Annotated in this window: 37 protein-coding genes; 15 read left to right on the top strand and 22 right to left on the bottom strand. The window is 63.9% G+C overall.

Features of this window, described 5'->3' with window-relative positions:
- The first annotated feature begins 1 nt into the window (after nucleotide 1).
- The 4 genes from NMP98_RS04705 (at nucleotide 2) to tpiA (ending at nucleotide 2,046) form a co-directional block, all read left to right on the top strand.
- Nucleotides 2-298 carry a DUF8036 family membrane protein gene (locus NMP98_RS04705; RefSeq protein ID WP_156708484.1) on the top strand — a complete coding sequence of 99 codons (297 nt, stop codon included), beginning with the start codon at nucleotides 2-4 and terminating at the stop codon, nucleotides 296-298.
- 97 nt (nucleotides 299-395) lie between these two features.
- The gene (locus NMP98_RS04700) at nucleotides 396-1,067 is read left to right on the top strand and encodes a DUF47 family protein (RefSeq protein ID WP_254860396.1); all 672 of its coding nucleotides are present in this window, start codon (nucleotides 396-398) and stop codon (nucleotides 1,065-1,067) included.
- 73 nt (nucleotides 1,068-1,140) lie between these two features.
- A complete protein-coding gene (locus NMP98_RS04695; RefSeq protein ID WP_254860395.1) occupies nucleotides 1,141-1,353 on the top strand; it encodes a DUF7511 domain-containing protein in 213 nt (70 codons plus the stop codon).
- Between the two features lie 48 nt (nucleotides 1,354-1,401).
- The gene (tpiA, locus tag NMP98_RS04690; RefSeq protein WP_254860394.1) at nucleotides 1,402-2,046 is read left to right on the top strand and encodes a triose-phosphate isomerase; all 645 of its coding nucleotides are present in this window, start codon (nucleotides 1,402-1,404) and stop codon (nucleotides 2,044-2,046) included.
- Between the two features lie 6 nt (nucleotides 2,047-2,052).
- Here the strand turns inward: tpiA and NMP98_RS04685 are convergent, their stop codons facing one another.
- The 9 genes from NMP98_RS04685 to NMP98_RS04645 form a co-directional block, all read right to left on the bottom strand.
- The gene (locus NMP98_RS04685; protein WP_254860393.1) at nucleotides 2,053-2,376 is read right to left on the bottom strand and encodes an HTH domain-containing protein; all 324 of its coding nucleotides are present in this window, start codon (nucleotides 2,374-2,376) and stop codon (nucleotides 2,053-2,055) included.
- Complete coding sequence (locus NMP98_RS04680) at nucleotides 2,366-2,530, bottom strand: hypothetical protein (protein ID WP_254860392.1); 165 nt, start codon at nucleotides 2,528-2,530, stop codon at nucleotides 2,366-2,368. The genes NMP98_RS04685 and NMP98_RS04680 overlap by 11 nt, the downstream gene beginning before the upstream one ends.
- A 145-nt stretch (nucleotides 2,531-2,675) precedes the next feature.
- Nucleotides 2,676-3,290 carry an HTH domain-containing protein gene (locus tag NMP98_RS04675; protein WP_254860391.1) on the bottom strand — a complete coding sequence of 205 codons (615 nt, stop codon included), beginning with the start codon at nucleotides 3,288-3,290 and terminating at the stop codon, nucleotides 2,676-2,678.
- Nucleotides 3,291-3,393: 103 nt separating this feature from the next.
- On the bottom strand, nucleotides 3,394-5,280 hold the full coding sequence (locus tag NMP98_RS04670; RefSeq protein ID WP_254860390.1) for a helicase HerA domain-containing protein: 1,887 nt from the start codon (nucleotides 5,278-5,280) through the stop codon (nucleotides 3,394-3,396).
- Between the two features lie 66 nt (nucleotides 5,281-5,346).
- Complete coding sequence (locus NMP98_RS04665) at nucleotides 5,347-5,781, bottom strand: acyltransferase (protein ID WP_254860389.1); 435 nt, start codon at nucleotides 5,779-5,781, stop codon at nucleotides 5,347-5,349.
- Nucleotides 5,778-6,998 carry an outer membrane protein assembly factor BamB family protein gene (locus NMP98_RS04660; RefSeq protein ID WP_254860388.1) on the bottom strand — a complete coding sequence of 407 codons (1,221 nt, stop codon included), beginning with the start codon at nucleotides 6,996-6,998 and terminating at the stop codon, nucleotides 5,778-5,780. Before NMP98_RS04660 ends, NMP98_RS04665 begins: the two co-directional genes overlap by 4 nt.
- Nucleotides 6,999-7,091: 93 nt before the next feature.
- On the bottom strand, nucleotides 7,092-7,367 hold the full coding sequence (locus NMP98_RS04655; protein WP_178917133.1) for a hypothetical protein: 276 nt from the start codon (nucleotides 7,365-7,367) through the stop codon (nucleotides 7,092-7,094).
- A gap of 39 nt (nucleotides 7,368-7,406) precedes the next feature.
- Nucleotides 7,407-8,621: a DNA polymerase IV gene (dinB, locus tag NMP98_RS04650; RefSeq protein ID WP_254860387.1), complete on the bottom strand. Its 1,215-nt coding sequence runs from the start codon at nucleotides 8,619-8,621 to the stop codon at nucleotides 7,407-7,409.
- A 63-nt stretch (nucleotides 8,622-8,684) separates the two neighbouring features.
- A complete protein-coding gene (locus tag NMP98_RS04645) occupies nucleotides 8,685-9,770 on the bottom strand; it encodes an SMP-30/gluconolactonase/LRE family protein (RefSeq protein WP_254860386.1) in 1,086 nt (361 codons plus the stop codon).
- 299 nt (nucleotides 9,771-10,069) lie between these two features.
- Here NMP98_RS04645 and NMP98_RS04640 point away from each other — a divergent pair, with 299 nt between their 5' ends.
- Nucleotides 10,070-10,687, top strand: coding sequence for a DUF2391 domain-containing protein (locus tag NMP98_RS04640; protein WP_254860385.1), 618 nt, complete (start codon nucleotides 10,070-10,072; stop codon nucleotides 10,685-10,687).
- Here the strand turns inward: NMP98_RS04640 and NMP98_RS04635 are convergent, their stop codons facing one another.
- Both NMP98_RS04635 and NMP98_RS04630 read right to left on the bottom strand, forming a co-directional pair.
- Nucleotides 10,688-10,960, bottom strand: coding sequence for a hypothetical protein (locus NMP98_RS04635; protein WP_254860384.1), 273 nt, complete (start codon nucleotides 10,958-10,960; stop codon nucleotides 10,688-10,690).
- A 66-nt stretch (nucleotides 10,961-11,026) separates the two neighbouring features.
- A complete protein-coding gene (locus tag NMP98_RS04630; RefSeq protein ID WP_254860383.1) occupies nucleotides 11,027-12,646 on the bottom strand; it encodes an FAD-binding oxidoreductase in 1,620 nt (539 codons plus the stop codon).
- Between the two features lie 85 nt (nucleotides 12,647-12,731).
- Between NMP98_RS04630 and NMP98_RS04625 the strand changes: the two genes are divergently transcribed.
- The 4 genes from NMP98_RS04625 to NMP98_RS04610 all read left to right on the top strand — a co-directional run bounded on the left by NMP98_RS04625 (nucleotide 12,732) and on the right by NMP98_RS04610 (nucleotide 14,968).
- Nucleotides 12,732-13,037: a hypothetical protein gene (locus tag NMP98_RS04625; protein WP_254860382.1), complete on the top strand. Its 306-nt coding sequence runs from the start codon at nucleotides 12,732-12,734 to the stop codon at nucleotides 13,035-13,037.
- On the top strand, nucleotides 13,037-13,222 hold the full coding sequence (locus NMP98_RS04620) for a hypothetical protein (protein ID WP_254860381.1): 186 nt from the start codon (nucleotides 13,037-13,039) through the stop codon (nucleotides 13,220-13,222). The genes NMP98_RS04625 and NMP98_RS04620 overlap by 1 nt, the downstream gene beginning before the upstream one ends.
- A 77-nt stretch (nucleotides 13,223-13,299) precedes the next feature.
- Nucleotides 13,300-14,460: a sensor histidine kinase gene (locus NMP98_RS04615; protein WP_254860380.1), complete on the top strand. Its 1,161-nt coding sequence runs from the start codon at nucleotides 13,300-13,302 to the stop codon at nucleotides 14,458-14,460.
- Between the two features lie 163 nt (nucleotides 14,461-14,623).
- On the top strand, nucleotides 14,624-14,968 hold the full coding sequence (locus NMP98_RS04610) for a hypothetical protein (RefSeq protein WP_254860379.1): 345 nt from the start codon (nucleotides 14,624-14,626) through the stop codon (nucleotides 14,966-14,968).
- Nucleotides 14,969-14,977: 9 nt separating this feature from the next.
- On the opposite strand, the gene NMP98_RS04605 is transcribed toward NMP98_RS04610, so the two are convergent.
- The 3 genes from NMP98_RS04605 to NMP98_RS04595 all read right to left on the bottom strand — a co-directional run bounded on the left by NMP98_RS04605 (nucleotide 14,978) and on the right by NMP98_RS04595 (nucleotide 16,613).
- Nucleotides 14,978-15,220 (bottom strand): DUF7508 domain-containing protein, encoded by a 243-nt coding sequence (locus NMP98_RS04605; RefSeq protein ID WP_254860378.1) that lies wholly within the window; start codon nucleotides 15,218-15,220, stop codon nucleotides 14,978-14,980.
- Nucleotides 15,220-15,699, bottom strand: a complete 480-nt coding sequence (locus NMP98_RS04600; RefSeq protein ID WP_254860377.1) for a DUF5796 family protein — start codon at nucleotides 15,697-15,699, stop codon at nucleotides 15,220-15,222. The genes NMP98_RS04605 and NMP98_RS04600 overlap by 1 nt, the downstream gene beginning before the upstream one ends.
- 119 nt (nucleotides 15,700-15,818) lie before the next feature.
- Nucleotides 15,819-16,613 (bottom strand): aldo/keto reductase, encoded by a 795-nt coding sequence (locus NMP98_RS04595; RefSeq protein WP_254860376.1) that lies wholly within the window; start codon nucleotides 16,611-16,613, stop codon nucleotides 15,819-15,821.
- A gap of 78 nt (nucleotides 16,614-16,691) precedes the next feature.
- Between NMP98_RS04595 and NMP98_RS04590 the strand changes: the two genes are divergently transcribed.
- The 5 genes from NMP98_RS04590 to NMP98_RS04570 all read left to right on the top strand — a co-directional run bounded on the left by NMP98_RS04590 (nucleotide 16,692) and on the right by NMP98_RS04570 (nucleotide 19,390).
- Entirely contained in the window at nucleotides 16,692-17,108 is a 417-nt protein-coding gene (locus NMP98_RS04590) for a VOC family protein (RefSeq protein ID WP_254860375.1), read from the top strand.
- Nucleotides 17,109-17,163: 55 nt separating this feature from the next.
- Nucleotides 17,164-18,006 (top strand): shikimate kinase, encoded by an 843-nt coding sequence (locus tag NMP98_RS04585; RefSeq protein WP_254860374.1) that lies wholly within the window; start codon nucleotides 17,164-17,166, stop codon nucleotides 18,004-18,006.
- Nucleotides 17,964-18,314: a chorismate mutase gene (locus NMP98_RS04580; protein WP_411911607.1), complete on the top strand. Its 351-nt coding sequence runs from the start codon at nucleotides 17,964-17,966 to the stop codon at nucleotides 18,312-18,314. The genes NMP98_RS04585 and NMP98_RS04580 overlap by 43 nt, the downstream gene beginning before the upstream one ends.
- A gap of 242 nt (nucleotides 18,315-18,556) precedes the next feature.
- Nucleotides 18,557-18,952 (top strand): hypothetical protein, encoded by a 396-nt coding sequence (locus NMP98_RS04575; RefSeq protein WP_254860373.1) that lies wholly within the window; start codon nucleotides 18,557-18,559, stop codon nucleotides 18,950-18,952.
- A 153-nt stretch (nucleotides 18,953-19,105) separates the two neighbouring features.
- On the top strand, nucleotides 19,106-19,390 hold the full coding sequence (locus NMP98_RS04570; RefSeq protein ID WP_254860372.1) for a ribbon-helix-helix domain-containing protein: 285 nt from the start codon (nucleotides 19,106-19,108) through the stop codon (nucleotides 19,388-19,390).
- Between the two features lie 82 nt (nucleotides 19,391-19,472).
- Here the strand turns inward: NMP98_RS04570 and NMP98_RS04565 are convergent, their stop codons facing one another.
- From NMP98_RS04565 to NMP98_RS04545, 5 genes are all read right to left on the bottom strand, one after another.
- Nucleotides 19,473-19,826, bottom strand: coding sequence for a type II toxin-antitoxin system PemK/MazF family toxin (locus NMP98_RS04565; protein WP_254860371.1), 354 nt, complete (start codon nucleotides 19,824-19,826; stop codon nucleotides 19,473-19,475).
- Complete coding sequence (locus tag NMP98_RS04560) at nucleotides 19,823-20,062, bottom strand: hypothetical protein (RefSeq protein WP_156708507.1); 240 nt, start codon at nucleotides 20,060-20,062, stop codon at nucleotides 19,823-19,825. Before NMP98_RS04560 ends, NMP98_RS04565 begins: the two co-directional genes overlap by 4 nt.
- A 196-nt stretch (nucleotides 20,063-20,258) precedes the next feature.
- Entirely contained in the window at nucleotides 20,259-21,944 is a 1,686-nt protein-coding gene (locus tag NMP98_RS04555; RefSeq protein ID WP_254860370.1) for a hypothetical protein, read from the bottom strand.
- A 324-nt stretch (nucleotides 21,945-22,268) separates the two neighbouring features.
- Complete coding sequence (locus NMP98_RS04550) at nucleotides 22,269-22,949, bottom strand: carbonic anhydrase (protein WP_254860369.1); 681 nt, start codon at nucleotides 22,947-22,949, stop codon at nucleotides 22,269-22,271.
- Nucleotides 22,950-23,006: 57 nt separating this feature from the next.
- Nucleotides 23,007-23,399 carry a CopG family ribbon-helix-helix protein gene (locus NMP98_RS04545; RefSeq protein WP_254860368.1) on the bottom strand — a complete coding sequence of 131 codons (393 nt, stop codon included), beginning with the start codon at nucleotides 23,397-23,399 and terminating at the stop codon, nucleotides 23,007-23,009.
- Between the two features lie 139 nt (nucleotides 23,400-23,538).
- Here NMP98_RS04545 and NMP98_RS04540 point away from each other — a divergent pair, with 139 nt between their 5' ends.
- A complete protein-coding gene (locus tag NMP98_RS04540; protein ID WP_254860367.1) occupies nucleotides 23,539-24,387 on the top strand; it encodes a hypothetical protein in 849 nt (282 codons plus the stop codon).
- 3 nt (nucleotides 24,388-24,390) lie between these two features.
- On the opposite strand, the gene NMP98_RS04535 is transcribed toward NMP98_RS04540, so the two are convergent.
- From NMP98_RS04535 to NMP98_RS04525, 3 genes are read right to left on the bottom strand one after another with little or no spacing between them, the layout of a single operon-like run.
- Nucleotides 24,391-25,080 carry a TOBE domain-containing protein gene (locus tag NMP98_RS04535; protein WP_254860366.1) on the bottom strand — a complete coding sequence of 230 codons (690 nt, stop codon included), beginning with the start codon at nucleotides 25,078-25,080 and terminating at the stop codon, nucleotides 24,391-24,393.
- A gap of 37 nt (nucleotides 25,081-25,117) precedes the next feature.
- The gene (locus tag NMP98_RS04530) at nucleotides 25,118-25,882 is read right to left on the bottom strand and encodes an ABC transporter ATP-binding protein (protein ID WP_156708513.1); all 765 of its coding nucleotides are present in this window, start codon (nucleotides 25,880-25,882) and stop codon (nucleotides 25,118-25,120) included.
- Entirely contained in the window at nucleotides 25,882-26,592 is a 711-nt protein-coding gene (locus NMP98_RS04525) for an ABC transporter permease (protein ID WP_254860365.1), read from the bottom strand. The genes NMP98_RS04530 and NMP98_RS04525 overlap by 1 nt, the downstream gene beginning before the upstream one ends.
- Between the last annotated feature and the right edge of the window lies 1 nt (nucleotide 26,593).

Here is a 26,593-nt window from a genome sequence, read left to right as displayed (position 1 = left end):
GATGGCAATGAACACGACCCTAACGATTGCGAGTGCGCTGTCCGGTGTGAGCATCCTGCTTCTTTTGGGCCTTGTCGGCGTGTGGCTCCGCAACTACCGGACGTTCAAGTCGTCGCTGACGCTGGGACTGCTGGCGTTCGGCCTCGTGCTGTTGGTGGAGAACGTCCTCGCGCTGTACTTCTTTTTCAGCACGAACATGCTGTATGCCGGCGACCCCTTGGCACAACGAGCGCTGTTGACCCTCCGCGGACTGCAACTCTGTGCCGTCGCCTTCCTCACCTACGTCACGATGAAGTGACCGCCAAATTCCGTTTGGGATGACGTAAAGTACCACACGAACCGCCATTGACCGCTCATAGCAGGCGTCTTTGTCGGTTCGGGCGACCTCTCGATGTATGTCAGAGACCGATGTCGAGATGACTGCGGTCGTCAGGGAGCGCACCGACTCGTTGCTGACGGAAGTGGGCCAGTGTGTCGAGTTACTCCCGAAGTTGCTGGATGAGTACGGTCGCGCGCGCGAACCGTTCGACTGCACCGTCTCGACGCTCCGAGAGCGTGAGTCGGTGTGTAACGATACCGCCCGCGAACTCCGGTTGGCCGTCGGGCAGTCGGTGACGCCGGAGTCGACCGGACTGTACCTGATGGCGGGTGACCTCGTGTCTTTGTACACGCTCATCGAAGCCGTCGCCAACAGGGCCGAAACCGTCGGAACCGAACTCGCAGCGATACGGCCGGCGCTCCCCGAGAACTGTCGCGGGGCCTTGGTCGGCCTTGCCGAACGCGCCATCGTGGCAATCGAGGCCCTGTCGGCGGCGGCGAAAGCTTACGTCGATGTCCTCGTCGCTGACGGCGACCCAAGTGCCGTCGTCGACCCCGTCGGGCGCGTCCGCTCCATCGAAAGCGACTGCGACGAGTACCGACAAGCAGCTCTTCGGATCGCCTTCGAGGACGGGCCGAGTCTCGACGCGCTCGCGCTTCGGACCGTCGTCTACAACCTCGACGGCGTCGTCAACGGCATCGAGACGGCCGCCGACCGACTCGACGTGATGCGTGTGACGCGAATATGAGGTCTCTGGAACGCTCAATAGTGCTGTGGAGGGCAATTAGCAGCCGTTTTGGTCCGGTGGACCAGCCTTCGAGATGTCGATGACGACTATGGGCGAGGGACTCGACGGGACGGACCGAACGCGAAACCAAGCACAGCCGATTACCCTCACGGCGGCCCTCGTCCGGTACGACGGTCGGCCCGACCGGCGGACGGTGTATCCGCCGGGACTCTCGGGTGTTGCCCGGATGTCGACGTGGCTGACCGCCGACGCCGACGCGTTCGTCGACCTCGACGCTGCCCGCTGACGCGCCCGGCATGGACAACTATTTTTGGCCGGCAACCGCCCTCCCGCTATGTTCGTCCTCGTCAACCTGAAGGCGTACCCCTGTGACCCCATCGAAGTCGCGGAGGCGGCCGCCGAAGTCGCCGACGACACAGGCGTCCGAATCGCCGTCGCACCGCAGGCCGCACACCTCGACCGCGTCGCCGAGACGGGTGTCGAAACGTGGGCCCAACACGTCTCGCCCGTCGAGTACGGCTCTCACACGGGGTCGACGCTCGCGGAGGCCGCCGCCGACGCCGGCGCTGTCGGAACCCTTCTGAACCACTCGGAGAACCGCCTGAAACTGGCCGACATCGATGCCTCGCTCCGGGCCGCCGAGCGCGCCGACCTCGAAACCGTTGTCTGTGCGAACAACCCCCGACAGATAGCGGCCGCGGCCGCACTCGACCCCGACGCCGTCGCCGTCGAACCGCCGGAACTCATCGGCACCGGAACGCCGGTGTCGAAAGCCGACCCCGACATCGTCACTGATTCGGTCGATGCTGCCGCCTCGGTCTCTGACGTGCCCGTCCTCTGTGGTGCTGGCATCTCCACCGGCGAAGACCTCGACGCAGCCGCTGGCCTCGGAGCAGAGGGCGTCCTTCTCGCTTCGGGCGTCGCCAAAGCAGACGACCCGAAGGCGGCGCTCGAAGCCCTCGTCGACCCGGTGGTGTAACCGCCGTCACTTCGACAGTAGTCGGTCCGGTCGTCGCCCCGACCGCGAGGGGACCGGGAGTTCCCCTGACAGAAGCGTCTCGATGGCCGCTTTGACCGTGTAGGTCTCCCCGTCGACGGAGTGTGGGAAGACCGCCGACAACTCTTGATTTCGGTAGACAACGAGACACAGAAGCGGCGTCACGAGAACGCTGTGTTCGTCGTCGGCGATAGAACAGCGTGTCCGTCTCTCGAACGCCGGGCGGATGCTGACCCCGTGTCGGTCTCCCCACGCTTCGAACTGCTCGAACTGGCGGACGACTTCGCGAGTGGGGTTCTCTTCACCATCCACCCGGACGCTCCCTGGCCCCCCCTCGGAGAACGACCCGGTCGGCGAGCGGGCCGTCCTCACAGCGCTTCAGCAGTTCGATGTTCGATTCGACCGATTCCGAAACGATTGGCTCTCGTGCATAACAGAGCACCGTGATTTTCGTGTCGTTGGACATGTCTCTCCCCACGCAGTTCGTCCGGCACCGCTGCCGGCGTCGAGAGAAGCTACTCCAGTATCGAAAATAAGGGTAGTTACGAAGTGGTTGTGGTTCGCCTAGCGCGGATGAGGGAATCGCCCCCGGTTCGAGAGCCGTCTTCGCGTCAATCCGAGGCCGTTTCGGCGGCCTGGGTGCCGGCCGTCGACAGCCGCTCCCACCCGTCGGAGGCGGCCGCACCGACCCACGCACAGTCCGGACAGATGAACACGCCCTGTCCATTGACGAGGGAGCCGTCGCAGTCCGGACAGCGTCGCGGTTCGGCCGTGGGACTCGATTCGATAGACCCGAGCGGGCGCGGCAGTTCACCGTCCTGAAGCGCGTCGACGGCCTCCTCGACGGTGTAGGTCTCCCCGTCCGAAGAGTGGGGGAAGACGCCCACTAACCGCTCTTCGCGGTAGACGGCGAGACACAGCGTCGGCGTGACCAACACGTCGATGCCCTCCTCTTCGACTATCGACGACCGGGTCCGCGTCTCGAACGGCGGCTGGATGGAGACGCCGCGCCGGTCGGCCCACGACCGGAACCGCTCGTATCGTGCGCGGGTCTCGTGGTCGCCTTCGTCGTCGAGGCGGACGGTGTCTGGCCAACTCCGGACGACGACGGTGTCGACGAGCGGGCCGTCTTCGAGGGAACGGAGCGTTTCGACGCGCGATTCAACCGGGTCCGCGACGAGCGGCGCCCTGACGTGACAAACGAGGGTAGTTTCTCCTTCGTGCATGTGGTTTCACCTCCGAACGGTTGTACCGACACACACGTCGCTTCCGACTCGTTTGAATCAACGTCGCAATCGAGAATAAAAATTTCGCTGGCGTGTGAGCGGCTTACTCTTCGGGCCAGGGCGTCACGCCATCGGCGTGGTCGGATTCGACTTCGCCGCCATCGGCGGCCGCGGTTCCATTGCCTTCGTCCGCTGTCTGTGGCTCGATACCCTCCACGAACGCCGCCTCGATTGCTTGGACCAACTCATCGCGTTCGTCGTCGGGCAGTCGCTCGTTCGGCTCGAAGGGGTCGACCGACTCCTCGGCGACCAGCGACGGCAGGGCGTAGTCGTGTTTCCCGCGGCCGACGTGGGCGACGAGCCCCCGCTGGCGCAGCGCGCGGTTGGCAGCGTAGGATTCGGTTCTGTCGCCGGACCCGCCCGCGGCGGCGTGGGCCTCCTGTGGCGTCGTCGGTCCGTAATCCCGGTAGTGTCGGAGCATCTCGACGGCGATGTCGTCGAGAGAGTAAATCTCGTCCCGCAGTCGGGTGACGAGCGGGTCGCTGGCCGTCTCCGTCGCAGTCGCCGTCGGCGAGCGGTGTTTGCCCTCTGCGACCTCGGCGACGGTTGGTTCCGTGTCGTCGTCGGTGGGCTCTTCGGCTCCGACCGAATCGATTCCGTCGAAGGCGTCCCCGAAGTTCGCCGGCCCCTCGGCGTCGTCGACGGGGTCGGCCTCCGGTTCCGCTTGCTCCGAGGTGTCGACCTCTCGGTCGGAGTCGTCGCCACTCGTGGATTCGCCGTCGGTTGCGTCGGCGGAATCTACCTCGGCGGCGTCTGGGACCTGTCCGGACTCGGGTTCTCGCTCGCCGCTTCGGACGGCGTCCAGTTCCGCTTCGAGTTCGGGGTCGCGGCGAACCGGTTTTCGGGCGACTTCTTCGAGTTCGCTCTGTCGTCCTGGCGCGGCCGACAGCGGCCGGCCGGTCACCTGTTCCATCATCGCCCGCGAGAAGCGGTCGGCCATCTGCTTGAGGTCTTGGGCCTCCGACAGTTGGCGTTCGAGGTCCTGAATCCGCTCGTCTTTCTGCTTCAGTTCGCGCTGTAGCTCCTCGATCCGGTTCTCGCGTTGCTGTTGGGTTTCGGTTATCTCCTGAAGTTCCTCGACGAGGTCGCCGGAGACGCTCTTCAGTTCGGGCCGCTCGAAATCGTCGAGACCGGGTGTCGCACCGGCGTCGAAAGTTCGCTTGCGCTCGAACTGGACGACGCGGATGTCCTCCGACCAGTCGGTCATCAGGAAACACTCCCCGTCGTCCATCTCCTCTATGTGGTCTGCGTACTCGCTGCCGAGGATGCGCCCGACGACTTTCGTGTCGTTGTTCCACGTCAGGCGGTGCCAACAGAGCCAGTCACACTGAGTGATGAAGTCCTTCTTCACGTCGGCGGGGCGCTGGCTGATGCCGACGATGCCGAGGCCGTGTTTGCGGCCGCGTTTGCCCACCTTGATGAGCATTCGACCGCACTCGTCCATGCCGCCACCCTCGGGGATGAACTCGTGAACCTCCTCGACGAGCATCATGAAGGGCTGTTTCAGTTTCTTCTCCTTGGCGAAGAGGTGTTTGGTCACCTCCGTCAGCAAATCCCGTGCCTCCGATTCGTCTAAAAAGCTGGAGATGTCGAGGATTATCGGGACGTTCTGTTCGAGCGCCAACTCGGCGATTTTGCCGGCGTGTTCCTCGTTGACCTGCAGGTCACACTCGTCGTCGCCGCCGACGTGGAGGATTTCGTACTCCTCTTTGAGGCCGTAGTACTCGCCGTCGATGTCGACCGCGAGCAGGCTGTAGCCGCGGTCGAGCAGTTTCTCGGCGACGACGCTCGCGCTGTTCGACTTCCCGGAACCGGACTTGCCGGTGATGAATCCCCGTCCGGTGAGCAAATCGACGATTGGCAACTCGACGCCCGTCCCGGCGTCGTCGCCACGACTCACTTCTCCGACGGTAATCGTTTCCTCGCCCATTGGGGAACCGAAGACGCCCACCGCACATAGTTCTCCGTCAGACGACCGTCATGCGGTCAGCGACGGCTATCGGCCGTCCCGAACGACCGTCCCGGCCGCGACGTCTTCCGTCACCGTCACGCCGGCCCCGACGACGGCGTTCTCGCCGACGGTCACGCCGGACAACACGACCGCGCCGGCACCGACGAAGGCGCCATCCTCCAGTACGACCGTCTCGAAGGTGTCCTCGCGGAAGGTCATTCCGTCGCCGTCGCGGTCGTGAGTCACGCCGACGACGGCGGCGTTTGGGCCGACCTGTACCTCCGTCCCGATTCGGGCGTTCTCGACGTAGGCGTTGGCGTTGATGTCTGTCGGGCCGTCGATGTTGGATTTCTTGATGGACGTTCGTTCGTAGATTCGGCACCCGGTGGCGATTTCGGAGTCGTGTACGGTCACGTACTCTCGGATTTCTACGTCGCCGAGCGTCGAATTCTCGATACGTGCCGTCTCGTCAATGTTCATTCGGCCTGTGGAACGTACCCACCCATGACGGGCGTATCCGACTGGATGGTACTGCCGTAGACGGCCTGTTCTGTGACGAACTGAGCGAGGAACCCGTCTGTCGACCACGCCTGCTCGCCACTCGGCGTAAGCGCCGTTGTCTGCGCCGTTAACGACTCTTCGGATGTTCCACCACCTTGGACACCGCTGACGTAGATTCGGTCGCCGGCACCGAAGAGGAACGCTACTGTCCGAACCCCGAGCGAGACGGACCACAGTTCGTCACCACTTGCCTTCTCTCGGGCGAGGATGCTTCCGGCCGACCGGTCGAGATAATAGAACCGCTCGTCACCGACGACGAAGTTGTAGGGTTCGGTGGCTACGTCCCAGGCCGTCTCGCCGGAGTCGGGGTCGACGGCGCTGAGGCTTCCACCACCGCGGAGGTAGTAGAACCGGTTATCGACCGCTGCCGGAGCGCCACTGTCGAATATCCGGGAGTCCCTGCCCGTCTCGGCGTCCAGCGTGAGCGTCACCTCGTCGCCGTCGGCCCTCCCACGAGCGAAGAGGCGACCGTCCGCGACGAACTTAGGTCGAGCAGACTGAACCTCGGAGAGGTCGTACGACCAGCGCTGTTTGCCGTCATCGACACCGCGCTTCCGAACCGGTCTCGGCTGCCCGGCGTCGAATCCCTGACCGTACAGGCCCGTCGCGTCGGCACACTGTCCACGGAAGCGGTCGGTGTTCACGCGCTCCCACAGACGACTGCCATCGGAAGGGGAAACCGCGCCGTAGGAACAGATGACTGCATCCTCGTCGACCCACAGCGGGCGACCGATGGCGTCGCTGCCGTCGTCGATAGATGTCGACCATTCGTCGCTTCCCGTCGCTGCGTCGACGACCGTGATTCCCCCGGATTGCGAAGACGAGTCGTGATTGTAGAACCGTCCATCCGGCCCGATGAGGTTGAAACCGGTATTGATGTCCCCATCGGACCACACCCGCGTGAACGGGGGTTCGGGACCACGGCCCGAGACGCCATCGATGCGGTTTGCCTGATTCGTCGGTCCTCCAGCGGTTTGCCACGTACCGGTGACGCCGCCGATAGAAGGGCTACTCTCCGCGGGTGTTCCGCCGTCGGTTCCGCCGTTCCCGTCGGGGGACTGGTCACCTGAACAGCCGGCGACCCCCACTGCCCCCGCCGCGAGCGCAGACAGAACCGTTCGTCTGCAATATCGCATCAGGGAGTGCGTCCGATGGCTGTCAGATAACACTTTGGAAGGACGAAGGGCGTCTCTCGCTAGCCGTGGCCGTCGTGAGGCCTCAAGTCGATATCACTCCGCCCGGATGACGAAGTGGTCTTCGGCCTGCCGTTCGAGTGTCGACTCCTCGCGCAGTTTGGCGATGTAACCGGTCGGCTGATTCAGGAGTTCGTGGTCGGCATCGACGCGGACGAGGTTGCCGATGAGTTGTGCCGACGGGGGCTTTTGAGCGGCCCCGCAGTCGTAGATGGTGATGAACTCGTTGCCGTCGGGCGTCTCGTGGACGATGACGTGGGCGTGTCGGGGCAGATGCCACGTCTCGTCGCCGGCGACGGCGAGGTGGTTCATACCCGCGTTTCGCCCCCGACAGCCAAAAGCCTGCCCACCCTACTGGAACTCCGAGAGGTCGACCTGTCCCCCTCGGGTCCGTTCCCGGTGGCGTTTTCGGATGTCGTGGTCCGTCTCGACCTCGTCGTCGGAGTCCTCCCACGCGTCCAGACTCGCCTGTTCGCGGTCGTCGAAGGAGAGATTCGAGACGCGGACGCCGAGTTTCCGAACCCGGTCGTCGTCGAACTCCGAGAGCAAATCGAGCGCGACGGCTTCCACGAGGTCCGGGTCGTCGACCGGTCCCGACAGCGACCGAGCGCGAGTGTTCACGTCGAACGGCGGTTCGACGACCTTGATGCCGATGGTGCGATACAGCGCGCCCTTCGCAGTCGCGCGGTCGGCGACCTCCTCGGCCAACCCTCTCACTTTCTCGCGTTTCGTCTCCGGGTCGGCGGTCGCCTCAACGAACGCCGACTCGCTGGAGAGGCTCTTGGGTCGGCCCTTCGGTTCGACCTCGCGGTCGTCTTCGCCGCGCGCTTGGGCGTGGAGGTCACGTCCGCGTTCGCCGAAGGCGTCGACTAGCACCGTCTCCTCGGCGGCGGCGATGTCGCCGGCCGTCTCGAAATCCATCTTGCGCAGTTCGCGGGCGGTGACTGGCCCGACGCCGTGGAGGTCCTCGACGGCCATCGGCGCGAGAAAGTCCCTGACTTCGTTTGGTTCGACGACGACGAGTCCGTCCGGTTTATCGGCATCGGAGGCGAGTTTCGCCGTCGTCATGTTCGGCGCGATGCCGACCGAGGCGACGACACCGGCCTCATCTTCGATGTCGGCTTTCAACTCGCGGCCGAACTCGCGGGCCTCCTCCCACGCGAGGTCGCCCAAATCGAGGTACGCCTCGTCGATGGAGACGTTCCGGACAGTCTCGGCGTCGTCGTCGAGGACTGCCTTCACGTCGGCGCTTACTGACTCGTAGAACGCCATGTCGACGGGCCGGTAGACGCCGGTGTCCTCGTCGTCCTCGGCGGTTTCCCGGCGGGGGAGCAATTCTAAGGCCTCCGAGATGGCCATCGCCGACTCCACGCCGTACTCCCGTGCTTCGTAGCTGGCGGTAGCGACCGCGCCGTGAGCCTCGCCCGACTCGTAGCCCATCCCGACGACGACCGGTTCGCCCGCCAGCCCTGGCTCCTTGAGTCGCTCACAGGCGGCATAAAAGCAGTCCATATCGACGTGACACACCACCTGGTCGGGCGTCGATACGCCCGGGAGCCGAGCCATATTCTGGTTTGCCGCTACGTCGTCTATAACCTTGTGAGAGCGCGGTGAAACTGAACTGGCCACCTACTCCAGCGGACAGCGCACGACCCGGTAGCCGAACAGCGATCCGAGATACAGCGCGCCGTCGTGGGGCGTCGCGGAGGTGACGCCGAAGACGCCGCCTGTGGGGTCGTGTAGCGACTCGACGATATCGCCCTCGGAATCCAGCCGCAACACGGGTCCGTAGGCGTCGCCGCTGACCTGCTCTAAGACGGCTTCGGGGAACTTCCCGAGTTGGCGCTTCAGCCACGGCACCCGATGGAGGCCGTCCAGCGTCGAGTCCCGGAGGCTCGGAATCGCCACCCAGTGGTCGCCGTCGCCGGCGACCTCGATGTTGTCCGGGTAGCCGGGGAGGTTCTCGGCGAAGACCTCGGATTCGCCGGCGCGGTCGCCCTCGACGTAGTACCGCGTGATGCGATAGCGAGAGGTCTCCGTTATCAGCAACGACTCGCCGTCTTCGTGGGGACAAACGCCGTTGGCGAAGCCGAGGTCCGCCAGTTCGACGGTCGTCTCCCCGGAGTCGGGACGGTACGCCAGCAGACGGCCGGTGTTCTGTAGTTCGAACAGTTCGTCCTGGAACAGTTCGTGGACCGTCGCATCGGTGAAGTAGACGGTGCCGTCGTCGGCGACGTGAAGGTCGTCGGCGAAGACGATGTCGCGTCCGTCCGCGCTACTCGATAGGGTCGTCACCTCGCCAGTAGGGTCGATAGACAGCAGGCCCGCACCTTCGGCGGCGACGAGCAAGTTTTCGCCGTCGAACTCCATGCCGAGTGCGCGACCGCCGGTGTCGGCGAACGGTTCCAACTCGGCGTTGGTCGTCCCGTCGTCGACCGGTTCCGTCGTCCGGACGACCGCGCCGTCCTCGGTACCGGTGTACAGCCGTCCTTCGTCGTCGAAGGCTACGTCCTCTGGCCCCTCACACTCCACGACGGTCTCCCGGCCGGTGAGGCTCCGATTGGAGTTCAGCGGGCCGACCATTGCAGGGGGGTCCGGTGGGTTCCAGCCCGCCGGGTCCAGTCGTGACTCGACGCGTGAGCCGGCGATGCCGACAGCACCGACCAGTATTCCTGCCGTCGCGAGCGGATGCCGTCGGACGAATCCGAGTGCCATGGTGTCGTTTCACTCGGCGTCGTGTCAAAAGTTTGGATTCCGACGGACCGAATCGAGCGCCTCGACACCCGTCGCTGCCGACTCATTTTCGGAAGCCGTTGCGGCCTCTCTGGCCTCGACCGCATGGAGACTGAGACCGCCTACACCGTCCACGAGAGTACTGCGACCTGTGCGTTTGAGACGCTGAACGCGACTCGCCGCATCGATGTTTCTGAGCACATCGCCAACTGACTCGAAGCCCACGCGGCGACCACCCGAACCGGCGACAACTCTTTGCCCACTGTGGACGAGGCCCCTCTATGGCCGACGAGGACCCGACGACCGCCGAGGTGCTCGAGCGACTGGAGTCCCTCGAGGAGTCGGTGTCGGCCGGAGAGGAGCGTCGCCGTGCCCGTCGAATCCGCCGCCTCGCCGAGGGAATGCACCGATTCGAGCGGCGGACGTTCGACAACGTCGAGCGGAACATCCAGCGATACACCACCAGAGACGTACTGGAGGCGTTCGTCGGGTCGACCATCTTCTCGCTGCCGCTGGTCGTCGAGGGAGGCGTCCTCGAAATCGGCTCCCACTTCGCCACCTCGCTGGTGTACGGCGTTCCGGTGTACTTCTTGGCCAACGCCGTCTTCGTGGTCACCATCACGGCCGGCCTGCTGTACTACGCGGAGTTCCGGGAGGTCGAGATACAACTCGCCTTCGGGTTCGTCCCGAAACGGCTGGTCGGTGTCCTCGCCATCGCGTTTCTGACTGCCACGGCGACGATGGCGCTATGGGGGCGGCTCGACATCGCAGAGCCGTTTCTCAGCCTGTGTCAAATCAGCGTCGTCTGGACGGCCGGCGCGTTCGGCGCCGGTCTCGGGGACATCCTCCCCGGCGAAAACGAGGGCGAGGAAATCGGCGACCTCTTCGGCGGAACGTAACTATTCGAAGCCGGTGGTGGGGTCGCGGGCGTTCTCCTCTTCGGGTGCTTCGGTCAGGCCTCGGAACGGGACACCGCCGAGCAGCGCCGCGACGACCAACAGTGCCGCCGCCAACACGACGAAGTCACCGCTGGGGTCGTAGCCGGCCAGCCCCGCCCCCGTCGAGACGACGAAGACGGTGACGTAGAAGGCGGCGATGGCGAGCAGTATCAACACGACGAACGTGACGACGGTCTGGACGAGGCCGCCCAGCACACGGAGCAGTTTGCTCATGGTGTCGGACGTTCGACACGGTGTGGTAAGAAAGCGATGGCCCCCGGACCGAGGTGTCGATGCGGCCTACAGCAGGGCGCCGGGGTTCATGATGCCGTCGGGGTCCAGCGTCCGCTTCATCGACTGCAGGGCGTCGAGGTAGCCGTCCGGCACCTCCTCGTGGTAGTGGTCGCGGTGGACCCGGCCGACGGCGTGGTGGTGCGTGATGGTCGCGCCGTACTCCATCAGCGTATCCGATGCGGCCTGCTTGATGACGTTCCACTGCTCTAGCTCTCTGCCCACCTCGGCCGGCGCGAGCAGGGTGTAGTACGGCGCGGGGCCGTCCTCGTAGACGTGCGTGAACCGACACGAGAGGAACCCGGCGCCGCATTCGTCCTCCATCGCGCCGACGACGTTCTCCTGGAGCGCCTCGTGGAGGTCGGGGAACTTCTCCCAGGTCACCGCCGTCTCGAAGGTGTCGACGAGGACGCCCATCGAGACCAGCGAGTTGAACATGTACGGCGCCTCGATGAAGGAGTCGCGCCACGACCCCTCCGAGGAGTCGGAGCGGTCGTTGTCCGATTCGCCGCTATCGGCCGAGCGGTCCTCTATCGTCGGTCCCTCGGGGCAGGTGCCGCCGTGGGCTTCGGCCAACGCCATCGCGCGTTCGAGGTCGTCGTCGACGGGGTGGTCAGTCGACTCGAAGCCCAACACGAGCAGGTGGCTGCCGTCGAAGGCGAGTTCGTTCAACATCGCCTCGTTGCTGTCGAGGAGTCGGCAGTTGGCGGGGTACAGTCGCGCCTGAACGATGTCCCGCGTCGCCTCGACGGCGTCCCAGTAGTCGTCGAAGTACATCGTCGCCCGGGCACGGTGCGGCGGCCGGGGCTGGACGCGGGTCCACCCCTCCGTGATGACGCCGAAGGCGCCCTCGCTGCCCAAAAGAAAGCGGTTCGGATCGGGGCCGGCACCGGAGGTGGGCAGTCGACGCGTCTCTAAGTTTCCGGCGGGCGTCACCGCTCGGACCGACTCGACGAAGTCGTCGATGTGGGTGTATCGCGTCGCGAAGTGGCCGCCGGCGCGGGTGGCGACCCACCCGCCGAACGTCGAGAACTCGTAGGACTGTGGGTAGTGTCGCAACTGCAGGCCGTGTTCCCGCAGTTGGTCCTGAATTTCGGGGCCAGTCGCGCCGGCTTGAATCTTCGCACTTCGGGAGTGTTCGTCGACTTCCAGTACCGCGTCCATCTCTCGCATGTCGAGCGAGCAGACGCCGGCGTAGCCGTCGCCGCCGCACTCGATGCCGGCGACGACGCTCGTGCCGCCACCGAAGGGCACGACGGCGACGCCGTCGGCGGTCGCCCATTCGATGACCGCCTCGACGTCGCTTTCGTCTCGGGGCGTTGCGACCACGTCGGGGGCCTTCGAGAAGTCGCCGTGGAAACCGCGAACGAGGTCGCGATACCCCTTCCCGTAGGTGTGGCTGGCCCGCGCTCGGCGGTCGGTCGTCGCGAAGTCGGCCAGTTCCGCCGGCACGTCGATGCGGGGTTCTGGCATGTCGATGTCGGCAAGCGTCGGGTACTCCATGACGGGTCGTTCGGGAAACCCGAGCATCCCCTCGATTCGGGCAGCCAACTCCCGGCGCTCGTCGTCGTCGGGGAGGCGGTCCTCGTAGCCCCACGCCCAGAAACTCAGCTGTCGGTCCTCGGTCATGGCGTGGTGTGAACGCGACGCATGCATAAATCCCCCGCGGGCTTCGACCGGAACTGTTGAGTCGGACGATTCCGAGTGGACGCGTATGCTTCCGCTACACTCCGGTCACCCGGCAGGCGAATCGGCGTTCATACTTGCACTCGCAGTCGTTGTCGTCGCAGTTGCGTTCGCGCTCACCCGCGAGGGGTGGGCCCGTGTCGGCGGACTCGTCGGCTCGGCGACGCTGGCTGGCACGGCAGCCATCATCGCCGAGGCGTTCGATATTACCGTTCACGGACCGCTTCATGTACTCGGCCACGGTCTCGAAATCGGCGCGCTCGCGCTGCTCGCCCTTGCCGGGTTCTACGCGCTGTTCGACGCCGACGCGTCGATAACCTTCGACGACGGATAATGGATGTACCCGGAACCGCACGCGAACAAATAATCACGCTCCTAGTCGTGGCGCTCGTGCTCCTGCTTGCCCGTTTCGGGGCCACACAACTGAGTGCACCGGCGGCCGTCGGTCGGGGGCTCTACGTTCTCGCAGTTGGCTGTCTTCTCGGCTGTGTGGTCGTCATCGCTCTCGACAACCGCTGAGACTCAGCGGGCCGCCGTCGGACGACTTCAGACAATCGGGCGACACGTATACCAACATGGGGCCTGAAGAAGGGACGATGTTCGAAAGCCCCGGTCGACGGTGGGGGTTCGTGTTTATCTCCCTCGGCGTGACCCTCGCAGCCGCGGGACTGACCTTCTGGTTCGCGTGGGGACTTCCGGGGACGTCGTCGGTCAATCAGGCGGTACTGGGAATCGTCGTCCACGTCGTCTTCGGATACATCGTCGTGATGTCGGGGCTGACCATCTACCGGAGCGACCTTGACACAGCAGAGTGTTTCAGCGCCGCGAAGTGGTGTGCCGGCGGGTTCGGACTCATGGCGCTGTTCGTCCTCTGGGCGTCGGCCCCGGACCTCCTCGCGGGACAGTTCACTCTCGAAATCCTCAACGAACTCGTCGTCGTCGGGTCGGTCGGCGCCGCCGCGGGCGCCCTCATCGGCCTCAACCGGGGCCAGGCCGTCCAGAACCGACGGCTCGTCGAGGAGAAGGAAGACCAGCGAGACACGCTGTTGTTCCTGCTTCGACTCCTCAGACACGACGTTCGTCACGACCTCGTGACCATCGGCGGCTATGCCGACCTCCTCGAAGGCGAGGTCGAATCCGCACAGAACCGCGAGTACCTCGAACACATCGAGGGCCGCACCGAGTCGATGCGACAACTGCTCGAAACCGCCGACGCGATTATCGAATCCGAAACCGGAAACCGCGACCTCGAACCCATCGACCTCGCCCCCGTGCTTCGGGAACAGAGTTCGTTGATACAGTCGAAGGCGCCCGAAGCGACGGTCGTTACCGATATCGACGACCCGCTGTACGTCGAGGCTGACGACCTCGTCGTCGAGTTGTTCAAGAACCTTCTCGACAACGCAGTTTCGCACAACCCGACCGAGAATCTCACGGTTACGGTCGATGGCACCACCGACGGCGAGGCCATCGTCGTGCGAATCGACGACGACGGCGAGGGGATTCCGGAGTCGGTTCGAGACGACATGTTCGACCCCGAAGTTCGGGGACAATCGAGCGACGGGGACGGACTGGGGCTGTACCTCGTCCGGAAACTCGCCGACTCCTACGACGCCGGCATCGACGTAGCCGACACCAACGACGGTACTCGGTTCACGGTTCGCTTCCCGCGGTCAGAGGGCGGGAGCGACGGTTCGCTCGGACCCTTCGAGAACGGAAGCGGAGTGGGGAGTGGCGGGGAGAACGTCACACCCTAGATGCGTGACGGTGACCCCGTCCCGACAGGTACCCAACGCCGCCGAGCGGTGCAGTCGTAGGTTCGGCGCGTGAGGTATGGACGTACTACCCGGGAAATCGGGTAACGGTCAGTCACCGCGGGAACCGAACCCTCTATTGTCCATCGGGACGGCGACGCGTTTGATGGGTTCCGAGGAGTCACGACCCGACAGCGAGAGGACGTGTGAGCGCTGCGGTGGGGCTGCGGTTCCGAGCGAGGCGCCCGGCGTCACGCTTTTGGAATGTGTCGACTGCGGCAACGTCGTCGGTATCGCGGATGCGGCGGAGGACACGCTCGATTCGGGTCCGGGCGACGCCCGGACGGTCACTGCGACGGACGGCGAACTCGACCAACTCGTGACGCTGTTGCGGTCCCGCGGCGCCGAGGACATCCACGCCGAGGCGCTCCGAATCGAGACGGCCGGGGCGACCCTCGCGATCACGGCCGCAGATGGCCAACTGCGGATTCGGGAAGTCGAAACAGAGTGATGAACTCTGCTATAACCGGTTCCGGTGTTCTTCGGTGAGTCGCTCGGCCTGTTGGCGGTTCTGGGTCGTTTGCCACCGGACCTCTTCGCCGTCGCCGTAGGCGAGGGCCTCCTTCAGGCTGTCACGGAGCGGTCCGTGGTCGACTGCGAGGACGTTCCCGTCGCCGTCTCCGAGTTCGTACACGCCGTACCGGTCCGGTGCCGTCCCGACGGTCGACCGTTCGAGCGGTTGCCACGCCTTCTTCAGCGGCATCACTTGTCCCCGTCTGAATCGTCTCCGTCGGTGACGGGTTCGCCCTCGTCGTTGCTCGCCGAGACGATTTCGTAGGACGCCTCGCCCATCTCGTCTTCGGCGAAGACGAACACCCGCCCGCGGGCGGCTTCGGGGTCTGCGGACACTTCGACCCGGTAGCCGTGGTTTTCGGCGTCGACGCCGGGAAACAGCGAGGTCTCCTCGTCGCGTTCGATGATGACGCGCCCAACGCCGGTCGATTCGAGGATGTCGTCGTGGGTGTTGCGGTCGTTGACGTACACCATGACGCCCTCCCGTTCGTCGGGGGAGGTGACGAGGACGTGGACGTCCTTGCCGGGGCCACAGACGACCGACCCCTCCCGCTTTGCCGGCACGCCGTGGTAGAACACCGACCGCCCGTCGACGTACTCCACCTCGACGCCCTCCGGCTCCAGCGAGACCGAGAGGGTGTCAGGTGCGATGTCGCTTCGCTGGCTCATTGACGGGGCTTCGGCCGGCGACGGCAAAAGCAGGGCGGTTGGGCGACGGCGGAGGTCGGCCGTCGGCCTCTATCGGCCGTCGCATTCGGTTCCGTGTTTCGTCGGAGCGTCTGTCGCCGTCAGTTCCACGGCGCGCCGTCGGGGTCGACCACGCGTCGTCGTTCGTCGATGCCGTCGAGACAGGTCCGGGCTTCGTCGGTGAGTGCGACCTCTCTGGCACCGATGTTCTCCCGGACGTGTTCGCCGCGAGCCTTCGGAATCGGGATGATGTCTCGGTCAAGGTGCCACGCCAACACCGCCTGTGCGGGCGTCACGCCGAGGTCGTCGGCGACCATCCGAACGGTGGAATGTTCGAGTAACTCACCCTGTGCGAGCGGGGAGTACGCGACGAGACGATGGCCCGTCTCGCGGGCGATATCTGCCAACTCGGATTGGGGCAACAGCGGATGACACTCCAGTTGGTGGGCGAGGATTGGCGAGTCGAGCAGTTCGCGGGCCTCCCTGAGGAGTTCGGGCGTGAAGTTCGAGATGCCGACGTGGCGTGTCAGGCCCGCCTCACGGAGTCCGTCGAACGCCGCCAGCGTCGTCTCGGCGTCGTAGGCGCGAATCGGCCAGTGGACGTACAGCAAATCGACCGCATCGACGCCGAGTCTGTCGAGACTCGCTTCGGTCGTCCGACGTACGTCATCGGGCGCGAGCGAGTCGGGGTGTACCTTCGTCGCGAGAAACACCGCCTCGCGGTCAACGTCGCTTTCGGCCAGCGCCTCGCCGACCGCCGCTTCGTTGTCGTACATCTGTGCGGTGTCGATGTGCCGATAGCCCGCTTCGAGCGCCGCACCGACCGCTTCGACGCACTCTTCGCCCTCTAATCCCGACGTGCCGAACCCCGGGGCTGGGATTTCCGGTTGTGACATGCCCCGACCCACGGCGTCGAGCAGCAACTGTCTTCGCCCGTCGGAAGTGCCTTCCTCGCTCGGCGAGTGGTGCCACCCATGACCGACCTCACGGCCCACCACGTCGGCCTGACAGTCTCGAATCTCGACCGTGCAGTCGCTTTCTATCGCGACACGCTCGGTCTCGAAGTCCTCTCCCGGTTCGAAGTCGGCGGCGAGGCGTTCGCGACCGCCGTCGACGTCGACGGCGCCTCCGGAACGTTCGCACACCTCGATGCCGACGGCGTCCGCATCGAACTCGTCGAGTACGACCCCGAGGGACCGGCTTCCACCTCGGCGCTCAACCAACCGGGGGCTTGCCACGTCGGGTTCGCCGTCGAGGACGTCGACGCCTTCGTCGCCGGCCTGCCCGACGACATCGAGACGGTCAGCGAGCCACGGACGACCGAAAGCGGGACGCGACTCGTCTTCCTCCGTGACCCCGATGGGAATCGAATCGAACTACTCGGAGGATAATGCGCCGTTGCGCTAACCGCCACCGCTTTGTAGCCGCCCGGCCGAGGTTCGGCCGATGGATGGTCGCGCAGTCGCCCCTGCAGCGGGCACCGTACTCAACGCTCTGGCGAACGGCTACGGTTCGGCTTTCGCCATCGACGCCTACACCGAGGCGACCGTCGAGTTGGATGCCACCGGTGAGGTCACCGGCGAGGTGGCCGAAGCGCCCGACGCCGACACCCGCCTCATCGAGCGATGCGTCGAGAGCGTCGTCGAGCGCTTCGGCGACGGCGAGGGCGGCCACGTCCGCACCGAAAGCGAGGTTCCGATGGCCTCGGGACTCAAATCTTCCAGCGCCGCCGCCAACGCGACGGTGCTGGCGACGCTGGACGCCCTCGGCGCCGAGATGGACCGCGAGGACGCCTGCCGCCTCGGCGTCGAGGCCGCCCGCGACGCCGGCGTGACGATTACGGGCGCCTTCGACGACGCCTCGGCGTCGATGCTCGGCGGCGTCACCGTCACCGACAACACCGACGACGTGCTCATCCGACGGGACGAACCCGAATGGGACGTACTCGTCTACACGCCCGACGAGCGCTCGTTTTCCGCCGACGCCGACGTGGCCCGGTGTGAGCGCGTCGCGCCGATGGCCGACGTGGTTTACGAGCTGGCGTCCGACGGCGACTACGAGCGAGCGATGTGCGTCAACGGCCTCGCCTTCTGTGCGGCCTTGGGCTACCCGACGGAACCCATCGTGGAGGCGATGCCGGAATCGGCCGCGTCGCTTTCGGGAACCGGACCGAGCTACACCGCCGTCGGCGACCGCGAGGCACTGGAACGACTGAAAGATATCTGGGACCAACGAGACGGACACACATGGCTGACAACGACACAACTGACGGGAGCGACGACGAAGTGAACGACGAGGCCGCCGCTCGAACGGGCGGCGACCCCGCCGAAATGGACCTCGACGAACTCCGCGAGGAGATACAGACCATCGACCGCGAAATCGTCGAACTCATCGCCCAACGGACCTACGTCGCCGAGAGCATCGCCGCTGTGAAGCGCGAACAGGGACTGCCGACGACCGACGAGTCCCAAGAACAGGCCGTCATGGACCGCGCCGGCGACAACGCCCAGCGATTCGGCGTTGACGACAACCTCGTGAAAGCGATTTTCCGGCTGCTCATCGAGTTGAACAAGGTTGAGCAACGTGAGTCTCGGTAACACATAATACGATTTTGTGCAGTCCTCTCTTTCACGTTAAATTGGCCTGACTAGCCGCTGGGTCGAGTCTGCTTATAGAACAATCTATAACCGGCACTAAATATTCTTAAATTGAAGTTTCAGTATATGGTATGAAACGGCGTCGTCTCGTCGCTTTGGGCGGTATAACCGTCTTTGGGGGCTTGTCCGGGTGTTCGAGCGTATCTGGCTGGGGGTTACATACCCCACAGACGCCCGACGGGATGACTGTCGAAACGGAACATTGGGGAGATGGTCACGTTGATTCGAAAGGGCGTGAACGGCCATCTGCAATCGCTGTAACGAGCGCTTCTGAGGCAACCGACGCAGTATTGACACTCCGAACGAATCGAGAGGACTACGATCCGATAGATTTCATCGAGGAAACGGATTTCGCCAGTTGGTATCTTATCTTGGTCGAATGGATGGGTGCTTCCAGCGGTGCCTCACTCGAACTGGAACATATCAAACGTCGGGACTATGGCCTGCACGTCGAGGCAAAAGTCGTCGAACCGGATGGAGTCGCCCCCTCTGATGTATCAGTCCACTCGCTATTTATCCGCGTAACTGACGAACAGGGAGATGCTCCTGAGAGAGTCACGGTGACCGTGCGTGAGTGAAGCGATTGCTCGCTGTTTTGCCTACATCGACCGATTTGCATCTCTCTGTTCAGGCAACAACGGCTTGGCGATTCTGGCGTCGATTCGTTCCTCTCACGAAGAGTCGTATCTGCCAGCGAAACAAATTCAGCAAGACGAGCGTAATACGGACGTATGTCTGGAGCAACCACTGAAAACGACGGAGAGGACGAAATCGTCACGGTGAATTTCAAAGTCACCCAGTCGTTTCTCGACGAGATAGACGGGACGTGGCAGGGACGCGGCTTCAACAGTCGGAGCGAGTTCATCCGGTATACACTGCGTGACGCAATCGAGTTCCCGACGTTCGACCGCGACGAACTCGTTGCCCTCCTCGAAGCCGAAGAGGATATCCGCAAGGGGCGAACCATGAGCGCCGAGGAGGCACGGGAGCAGTTCGGCACGGACGGCGATGAGTGACGAGGACTGGACGTGAGACACAGAATATCCTCACCGCGCGAAGACCGATATACGGCGGCAACAGGTGTATTTAACCCGTGTCTCAATCCAGCCCGAGGCTCAGTTTTAGAGCTTCGTCCACCTCGGCCATGGTCGGCTCGCTCAGACTCCCGAGAACCGAGTGAATCCGTTTTTCGACAGAGACGACGCGAATCTGATCCAGACGAACTGAGGAGTCCTTGTCGAACGGTGACCCATCCGCTTCGACCAACACCTCGAACGGATAGCCTTGATGGGTACCGGTTGCCGGAGCTACGATAGTCGTGCTGGAGTTGCGATTTCCAATATCGTTTTGCACAATCACCGCAGGTCGAGTCTTTTTCATCTCGCGGCCCTCAGCAGGGTCGAGACGAACAACTACGACATCGCCACGCCGAATCTCTGTATCATCGTTCATTCATCGAGTCCGTTCCATGCCTCGTCGGATGCCTCCGTCCACTCCTCAGTGAGATGGTCAGCGCTCTCGGAAGCCTCGCGGTACGCAGCGGCTAATTCGGCCTCGTCGGGTGACTCAGACTCGACTTCGACGACCGCGACGGTCACGCGCTTGTTCGCGTACTCCGTACCGAGGTAGATTCGACCTCGGTCGTCGGTTTCGTTGGTTCGCAGGTCGTGAGCGTCCACTTTCGTCATGGTATCTACTACGGCCTACCGTTGGATAAGACTTACCCACTATTACCCACGAGCTTATTTTTCCGTGAACATGCGTACGCCGCCGACGATGACTGATTGCACTCCGAAGAAAGCGGCAAAGTAGACGCAATCGTGTTACATCAGTCTATGACTTGAACAAGGTTGAGCAGCGTGAGTCACGCTGACCGGAGGTCGTTCAGTTCACGCTCTTTGAGAGTTCGGCGCCGGCTTTGAACTTCACGTCGTCAGCGGCGCTGGCCCCCGTGAAGTGGACGATTGGTGCCGACAGGTGGTTAGGTTGGCAGACGAACGTGTTCTCCGCCTCACCACCGGCTTCACTTTGGGCCTTCGTTCGCCCCGGTCGCTTCCGAAGGATGATGTCTTCACCTTCTGTTTCTGAAAGCACACCCTCGGCAACCGCATCCGATACCGTCCCATCGAACAGCCGCGCTCCTCGATGGTCTCCGTCTCCCGACAGTCGACGGGCCATCACGTCACCGTAGCCATCGCCATCTAAATCACCACCCCCAACGCCGATGACTGCTGTTGGACCACTCACCGGCAAGGTGGTGATTGTGTTCCCGTAGAGGCTGCCATCGTCGATGACCCAGCCACCCGTGTAGATGTACTGGTCCGCGTTCTTACATCGTCGGACGTACAACAGCGCGGGGAATGGCGAGGGGCAGTCCGGTGGCGCGACCATAATCGGGCACACCAGCGTTGACGTGACCGCGCTCTCACCGTTTTCAGGACCCCACTCGTCGAAGTCGGCGCGGTCGGGAGACGACCCGTCTGTACTGACAGCGAGGGCCGGTGTCGTCTCTGTGGCCTGTGGGGGGTCGTTCTTCACGTGAACCGTGATTGTCCCGTTGTCGCCTGATGTTTCGAGGTGGATGCCCGTGTCGACTGGCCCGGAGATTGCGGAGCGGAACGTGTCCGAGGCGTACAGCGTATTGTCGTCAGTCATGAGGCCCCTGTTGAGCGCGCTTTCCCCACCGACTGCGTCGCCTTCGTAAAGCGGACTGGAATCGTTGTTCTCGTTGGAGACCCTATTGTCCCCCCACGCGTAGACGTGCCCGTCGTCGTCAGCCCGGCCGGTCACGTACTCGATGAGGCGACGAGGCGTGAGTTCGTCGACAAGCGCGACGTTCCCAGCGGAGAGACGAGCGTCAGGGACCGCGATGGTGAACTGCTCGCTGAGTATGGGTTCGCCAGCGAGGTACTCGTAGAGTGCAACGATGTCTTCGGCACTCGCTCCGGTCAACTCTCGTAGACGAGGGGTGCCGAGAGACGCTTCAGAGGTGTCTTTCAACGATGATTCCAGCAGCTCGATGTCTCCCTCGACGATTTCTCGTACGTCTCGAACGGCTTTGCCGGCGGCATCCCACTCGCTGTTTTCGATGTGCGCGGCCGCCTGCTGAGTCAGCTTCTTTCGACCATCTGCGTGCTCTCGGACGGTTACGCACACGTCATCGGAGCAGCGTTCGAGGGTCGCCTGAATCTCTTCGATGGTGTCGCCCATGTCTGCGATGCCGCGCCGCCCCGTGCGTGCGGAGCGCTTGCTGATTGAGTCGGTTGCTGCTTTCGTCTGGGAGAGCAGCTGGTTCTCTAGGTCCAGAGCTTTCGAGCGGAGTTCGACCGTGTCGTCGAGTCCGTCGGCGTCCGAGTCTGCGTCGCCCGGGCCGCGGATGACCGAGCGGTTGCTCCGAGTGTTATTGTAGTTGGCCCGGTTGCTTCCACTCTCATCTCCATTGTAGTCGAAGCAGCAGGTGGCCCCGATAGCGGTTGCGGACACCCACGCTTCGAGTTCGAGTTCGTCTGAGACGGGCCCGATGTCTGCGGAGACTGTTGGCGTGAGTTTGTATACGGTTGGCTCGTTCATTGGCGACGGTCCCGTGTACTCACCGACGCCCGCGAACGGTGCCGCTGGCGATGCTCCCGTGGTAGTCGTCGCGCTCGCGAGGCTGCCGAGACAGCCACTCAGGCTACCAAGCGCCACTAGCCCACTCCCCGCTAGTACCTGACGACGGCTAACCGGCGACGGCGACAAATCTCGCGACGAACTAGAAACTCTTCGTGAACTCATCTATGAGTGGTAATAACTTCCACACACAATAAGGATTCTTATATAAAATATCAAATAAATATCGGCAACGGTCGCTGTTTTCATCGACCTACCGCTGCAGACGACGCCCGTGAGTTGCACTCAGTACTCCCAGAGTCGGTCGATGCGCCCCGCTATCTCGGGGTGTTCCTCCCTGAGCGTCTCGACGCTGCGCTCGCCGTCGACGTTGATGACGTGGACCTCGCCGCGCTTGCCACCGTATACGTCTTGGAAGTCATAGACGGCACCGACGGCGCTGACGCCCTCGGGAACGTCGTCGCTCTCACGCAGGAACTGCACTTGCCGGTCGACGTTGCACTCGACGAGGCGGTTGATAGCGTCGGACCGGTCGATGTCGTCGGGCAGCGCCTCGACGCCGTCTTCGAGACGCGGCTTCAGAAGGTCGAGACAGCGCTCGATACCCGGCGGTTCGGAGACGCCATCGGTGAGTGCGTCGTAGGTCGCCGTGACGGCGCCACAACCGGTGTGACCGACGACGACGGCGAGGTCCGTTCCGGTGTGTGCGATGGGGTAGAGTACGTCACCCGAAACGAACTCCTCGCCCTCGGCGCGGTCGATGACACGGTTCCCGATGTTGCCACAGGTAAAGAGGTAGCCGGGGTCGTCGTTGCCCCACATCTGGTCCTGCAGGACCCGGGAATCCGAACAGCAGACGGTGACCGCCTCGGGGTGTTGCCCGTCCTGGAGGTCGTCGAATTCGGTGTCGTACTCCGAGGCGTGTGTCGCGTTGTGTTCCAACAGCGCCACGAGCGTCGAGTGCATTACCAAGCGAACGATACACCCCGACCCAATAATCGGTTTCGGAGGGAATCAAGACGATTACGCCTCGTCACGGATTATCATCGTTTTCACCCGCCGAACGCCATCGAAGTCCCGGAGACGGTAGGTCAACTGCCGAACGCGTTCCGACGTACCCCGACAGAACAGCGACTCCAGACACCACTCGCCTTGGTGGGTGTGACTTGTGTTCAGGATGACGTCTTGATACTCGTGTTGAATCGCGTGGAGCTCGCCGATGACCTCGTGGTGGCGGTAGTCGAACCCCAATAGTGCGACGACCTCGCCGCCGGTGTCTTCCAGGCGAGCGTGGGACTCGATGTACTCGGACATCGCCTCCCGGACGGCACGCGAGCGGTTCTCGATGCCTTCCGCCTGCCAGACGCGGTCGAACTCCGCGAGGGTCTCGTCGGGGATGTTGAAACTCGTTCGCACGTCGGTATCATCGCATCAAGGCCACAAATAGCGTCCGTGTCAACCACATAGCGCCCGCGTCAACCGCGAATCGTATGATGATTTCCCCGTCTGGATAGTAACAACCCCTAAGACGGGCCTTCACCGAACACGAGACGACATGTTACACGGCGAGGCGCTCGGACTGCTGTTCGGTGCGGTCGCCCTCGGCGCGGTTCACGGCATCGAACCGGGTCACGGCTGGCCGGTCGCGGCCTCTTACGCCCTTGACCAGCGATACAAGTGGGTCCACGGCTTCGCCGCCAGCCTCCTGCTCGGTATCGGCCACCTCGTGAGCAGCATCGCCATGGTCGTTGCGTTCTTCTATGCGAAAGCATATTTCGAACTCACGCAGGTTGACGACCCCATCGCACTGTTCGGTGGCGTCGAAATCGGCGGCCCAGTGAGTCTCGTCGCGGGCGCTCTTCTCATCGCACTGGGCATCCGTGAGTATCGCCACGGCCACAATCACGGCATCGGGACCGACGACGGGCACAACCACGACCACGGCGACGGTGAACACGTCCATCACCATGACCACGAACACGGCCACAGCCACGGTGGCCGTGACCACACACACGACCACGGGGAGAGACATGACCACGACAGCCTGTTCGAACGCCTGAAACGGAGGCTTCCGTTCGTGGGCGGTCACAGCCACGCCCACGACGCCGACAGCGCCGACGAGCGCGGCCTGTTGGGAATCGCGTGGTTCGCGTTCCTGCTCGGCTTCGCCCACGAGGAGGAGTTCGAAATCATCGCGCTTTGCAGCGGTTCCGCACACTGTCTGGAACTGATGACTGCCTACGCCCTCACGGTCATCGTCGGCATCGTCACGCTGACGATGCTGCTCATCGCCGGCTACGAGTCCTTCGAGGAGGACGTCGAGCGCCTCGCGCCGTACCTTCCGGTGTTTTCGGCGGTCGTCCTCGTCGGGATGGGTCTCGGGTTCGTCCTCGGCGTCCTCTAACCGTCAGGAATCGGTCGCAATCGCCCGGGCGGCGGTCGTCTTGAACGCCGCGACGACATCTCTACCCTCCCGCAATCCGAGTCGCTCCCTGCTCTCCTCGGTCACGACTGCCTCGATGTCGACGCCCTCGGCGACGGTCACCGTCACCGTCGAGACTGCGTCTGCGGTTTCGATTCGGGAAACCGCCCCGGAGAGTTGGTTTCGAAGACTGGTATGACCCTTATTGGCCGTCTCGGGGTCCATGAGAACGACGGCGTCGGAACGGATGGCTATCTCCACCTCCCGGGAGCCCTCGGGAACGCGGGCGGTCACGGCTCCGGCGTCGGTTTCGACGGTCGCCAACTCGCCGTCGCGGTCGAGGACGGTTCCCGGCACGATGGACTCGGTAACCGAGGTGACGCCCGACAGTTCGACCCGGAGGCGGTCGAACTGCCGGATGAGGTCTCGTGCGTCGTCGGTGAGGGCGGTACCCCCGCCGTCGCTCCCGCCGCGAACTCTGGTAGTCAGCGGGCCGAAGGCGCCCTCGATTTCGTCGACGCGGCGCTGGAGGTGAGGATATGACCGGCCGAGGGCGTCGGCCGCGCCGGACATCGACCCCTGTTCGTCTATCGTCCGCAACATCCCGATGTCCCGGCCGGTGACGGTCACGCCCTCGCGTGCGAGTCGTGGCTCGAATCCCTTTTCGAGCGTCATGTGTTCTCCGGCGGCCCGTCGATGGGCAACATTGGGTTCAGTACACCAGTTCCCCGGAAATAAACTTCCGGGTGCGTTCGTCTTCGGGACTCTCGAACACCGCCTTTGCCGGGCCGACCTCGGTCAAGTCAGAATCGAGAAGGACGGCGACGCGGTCGGCGATACGTTCGGCTTGGTTCATGTCGTGTGTCGCGACGACGACCCCGATGCCGCTGTTTCGTGCCGTCTCGATGGCCGATTCGATGACCGCCGTGTTGCGGGGGTCGAGGTCCGAAGTCGGTTCGTCCAACAGGAGCACGTCGGGGTCGTACGCGAGCGCCCGTGCGAAGGAGACGCGCTGGGCCTCGCCGCCCGAAAGCGACCGGGCATCCTGGTCGATTTTCTCTGTCATCCCCACGACTTCCAAGGCGTCTTCGACCGCGTCAGCGGTGCCGTTCAACCGGACCACGGACCGCAGTTGCTCCCGAAACCGTTCGCGCCACTGTCGCCGGATTCGGAGGCCGTACTCGACGTTCCGGGCGACGGAGGCGTCGAAGAGGCTGGCTTCTTGAAACACCATCCCGACCCGTCGGCGGAGGGCAAGCCGTTCGTCCTCGTCGACGGCCCACACGTCGGTGTCGTCGAAGGTCACGCGGCCGGAATCGGGTTCCAGAGACAGCGACAACAACCGTAGCAGCGTCGTCTTCCCGACTCCGGAGGGGCCGATGACAGCAACCACCTCGCCGGAATCCACCGACAGCGTGAGGTCGTCGACGACGGTTTCGTCGCCGTAGGCCAACGACACTGAGTCGGCTCGCAACATCAGCCCATCACCTTGTCGTCGCCGAGTCGGACGACGATGGCGTTCACCAAGAGAACGATGGCGACGAGGACGCCGCCGAGGACCATCGCCGTCTCGTAGCGGCCCTGTCTGGCCTCCAGTTGGATTGCGGTCGTCAGCGTCCGCGTCTTCGAGACGCCCTCCGACCCCGCGATGTTGCCGCCGACGATGAGGACCGACCCGACCTCGCTAATCGCCCGTCCGAACCCGGCCAGTATCGCCGTCGCGATGCCGTATCGGGCCTCCTTGATGACGACGAGCGCCACGTCGAGTCGCGTCCCGCCGAGACTGCGGGCAGCGTCGCGGACGTTCTCTTCGACGCTCGTGACGGCGGCGAGACTGACCGCTGTTATGGCGGGTGTCGCCAACACGAACTGCGACATAATCATCGCTTCCTTCGTAAAGACGAGTTCGAGCGGTCCGAGCGGTCCCTGATTGGAGACGGCGAACAACACGAGCAACCCGACGACGACGCTCGGAAACCCCATCCCGGTGTTGATGACCGACTTGATGAACCGCTTTCCGGGGAGGTCGGTGAAGCCGACCACGAGCGCAATCGGGACGCTCACTAGCGTACTCAACGCCACGGCGATGACGCTGACGTACAGCGAGACGTAGATGATACTGCGGACGTACACCGACTCGAAGGGGAACTCGGCCAACAGCGTGAGTGAGGCCAGCCCGGTGGTCACG

The sequence above is a fragment of the Natronomonas gomsonensis genome (assembly GCF_024300825.1).
Classification (GTDB): Archaea; Halobacteriota; Halobacteria; order Halobacteriales; family Haloarculaceae; genus Natronomonas; species Natronomonas gomsonensis.
The sequence above is the reverse complement of the archived record's forward strand: the minus strand, read 5'-3'. Positions and strand labels throughout refer to the sequence as shown.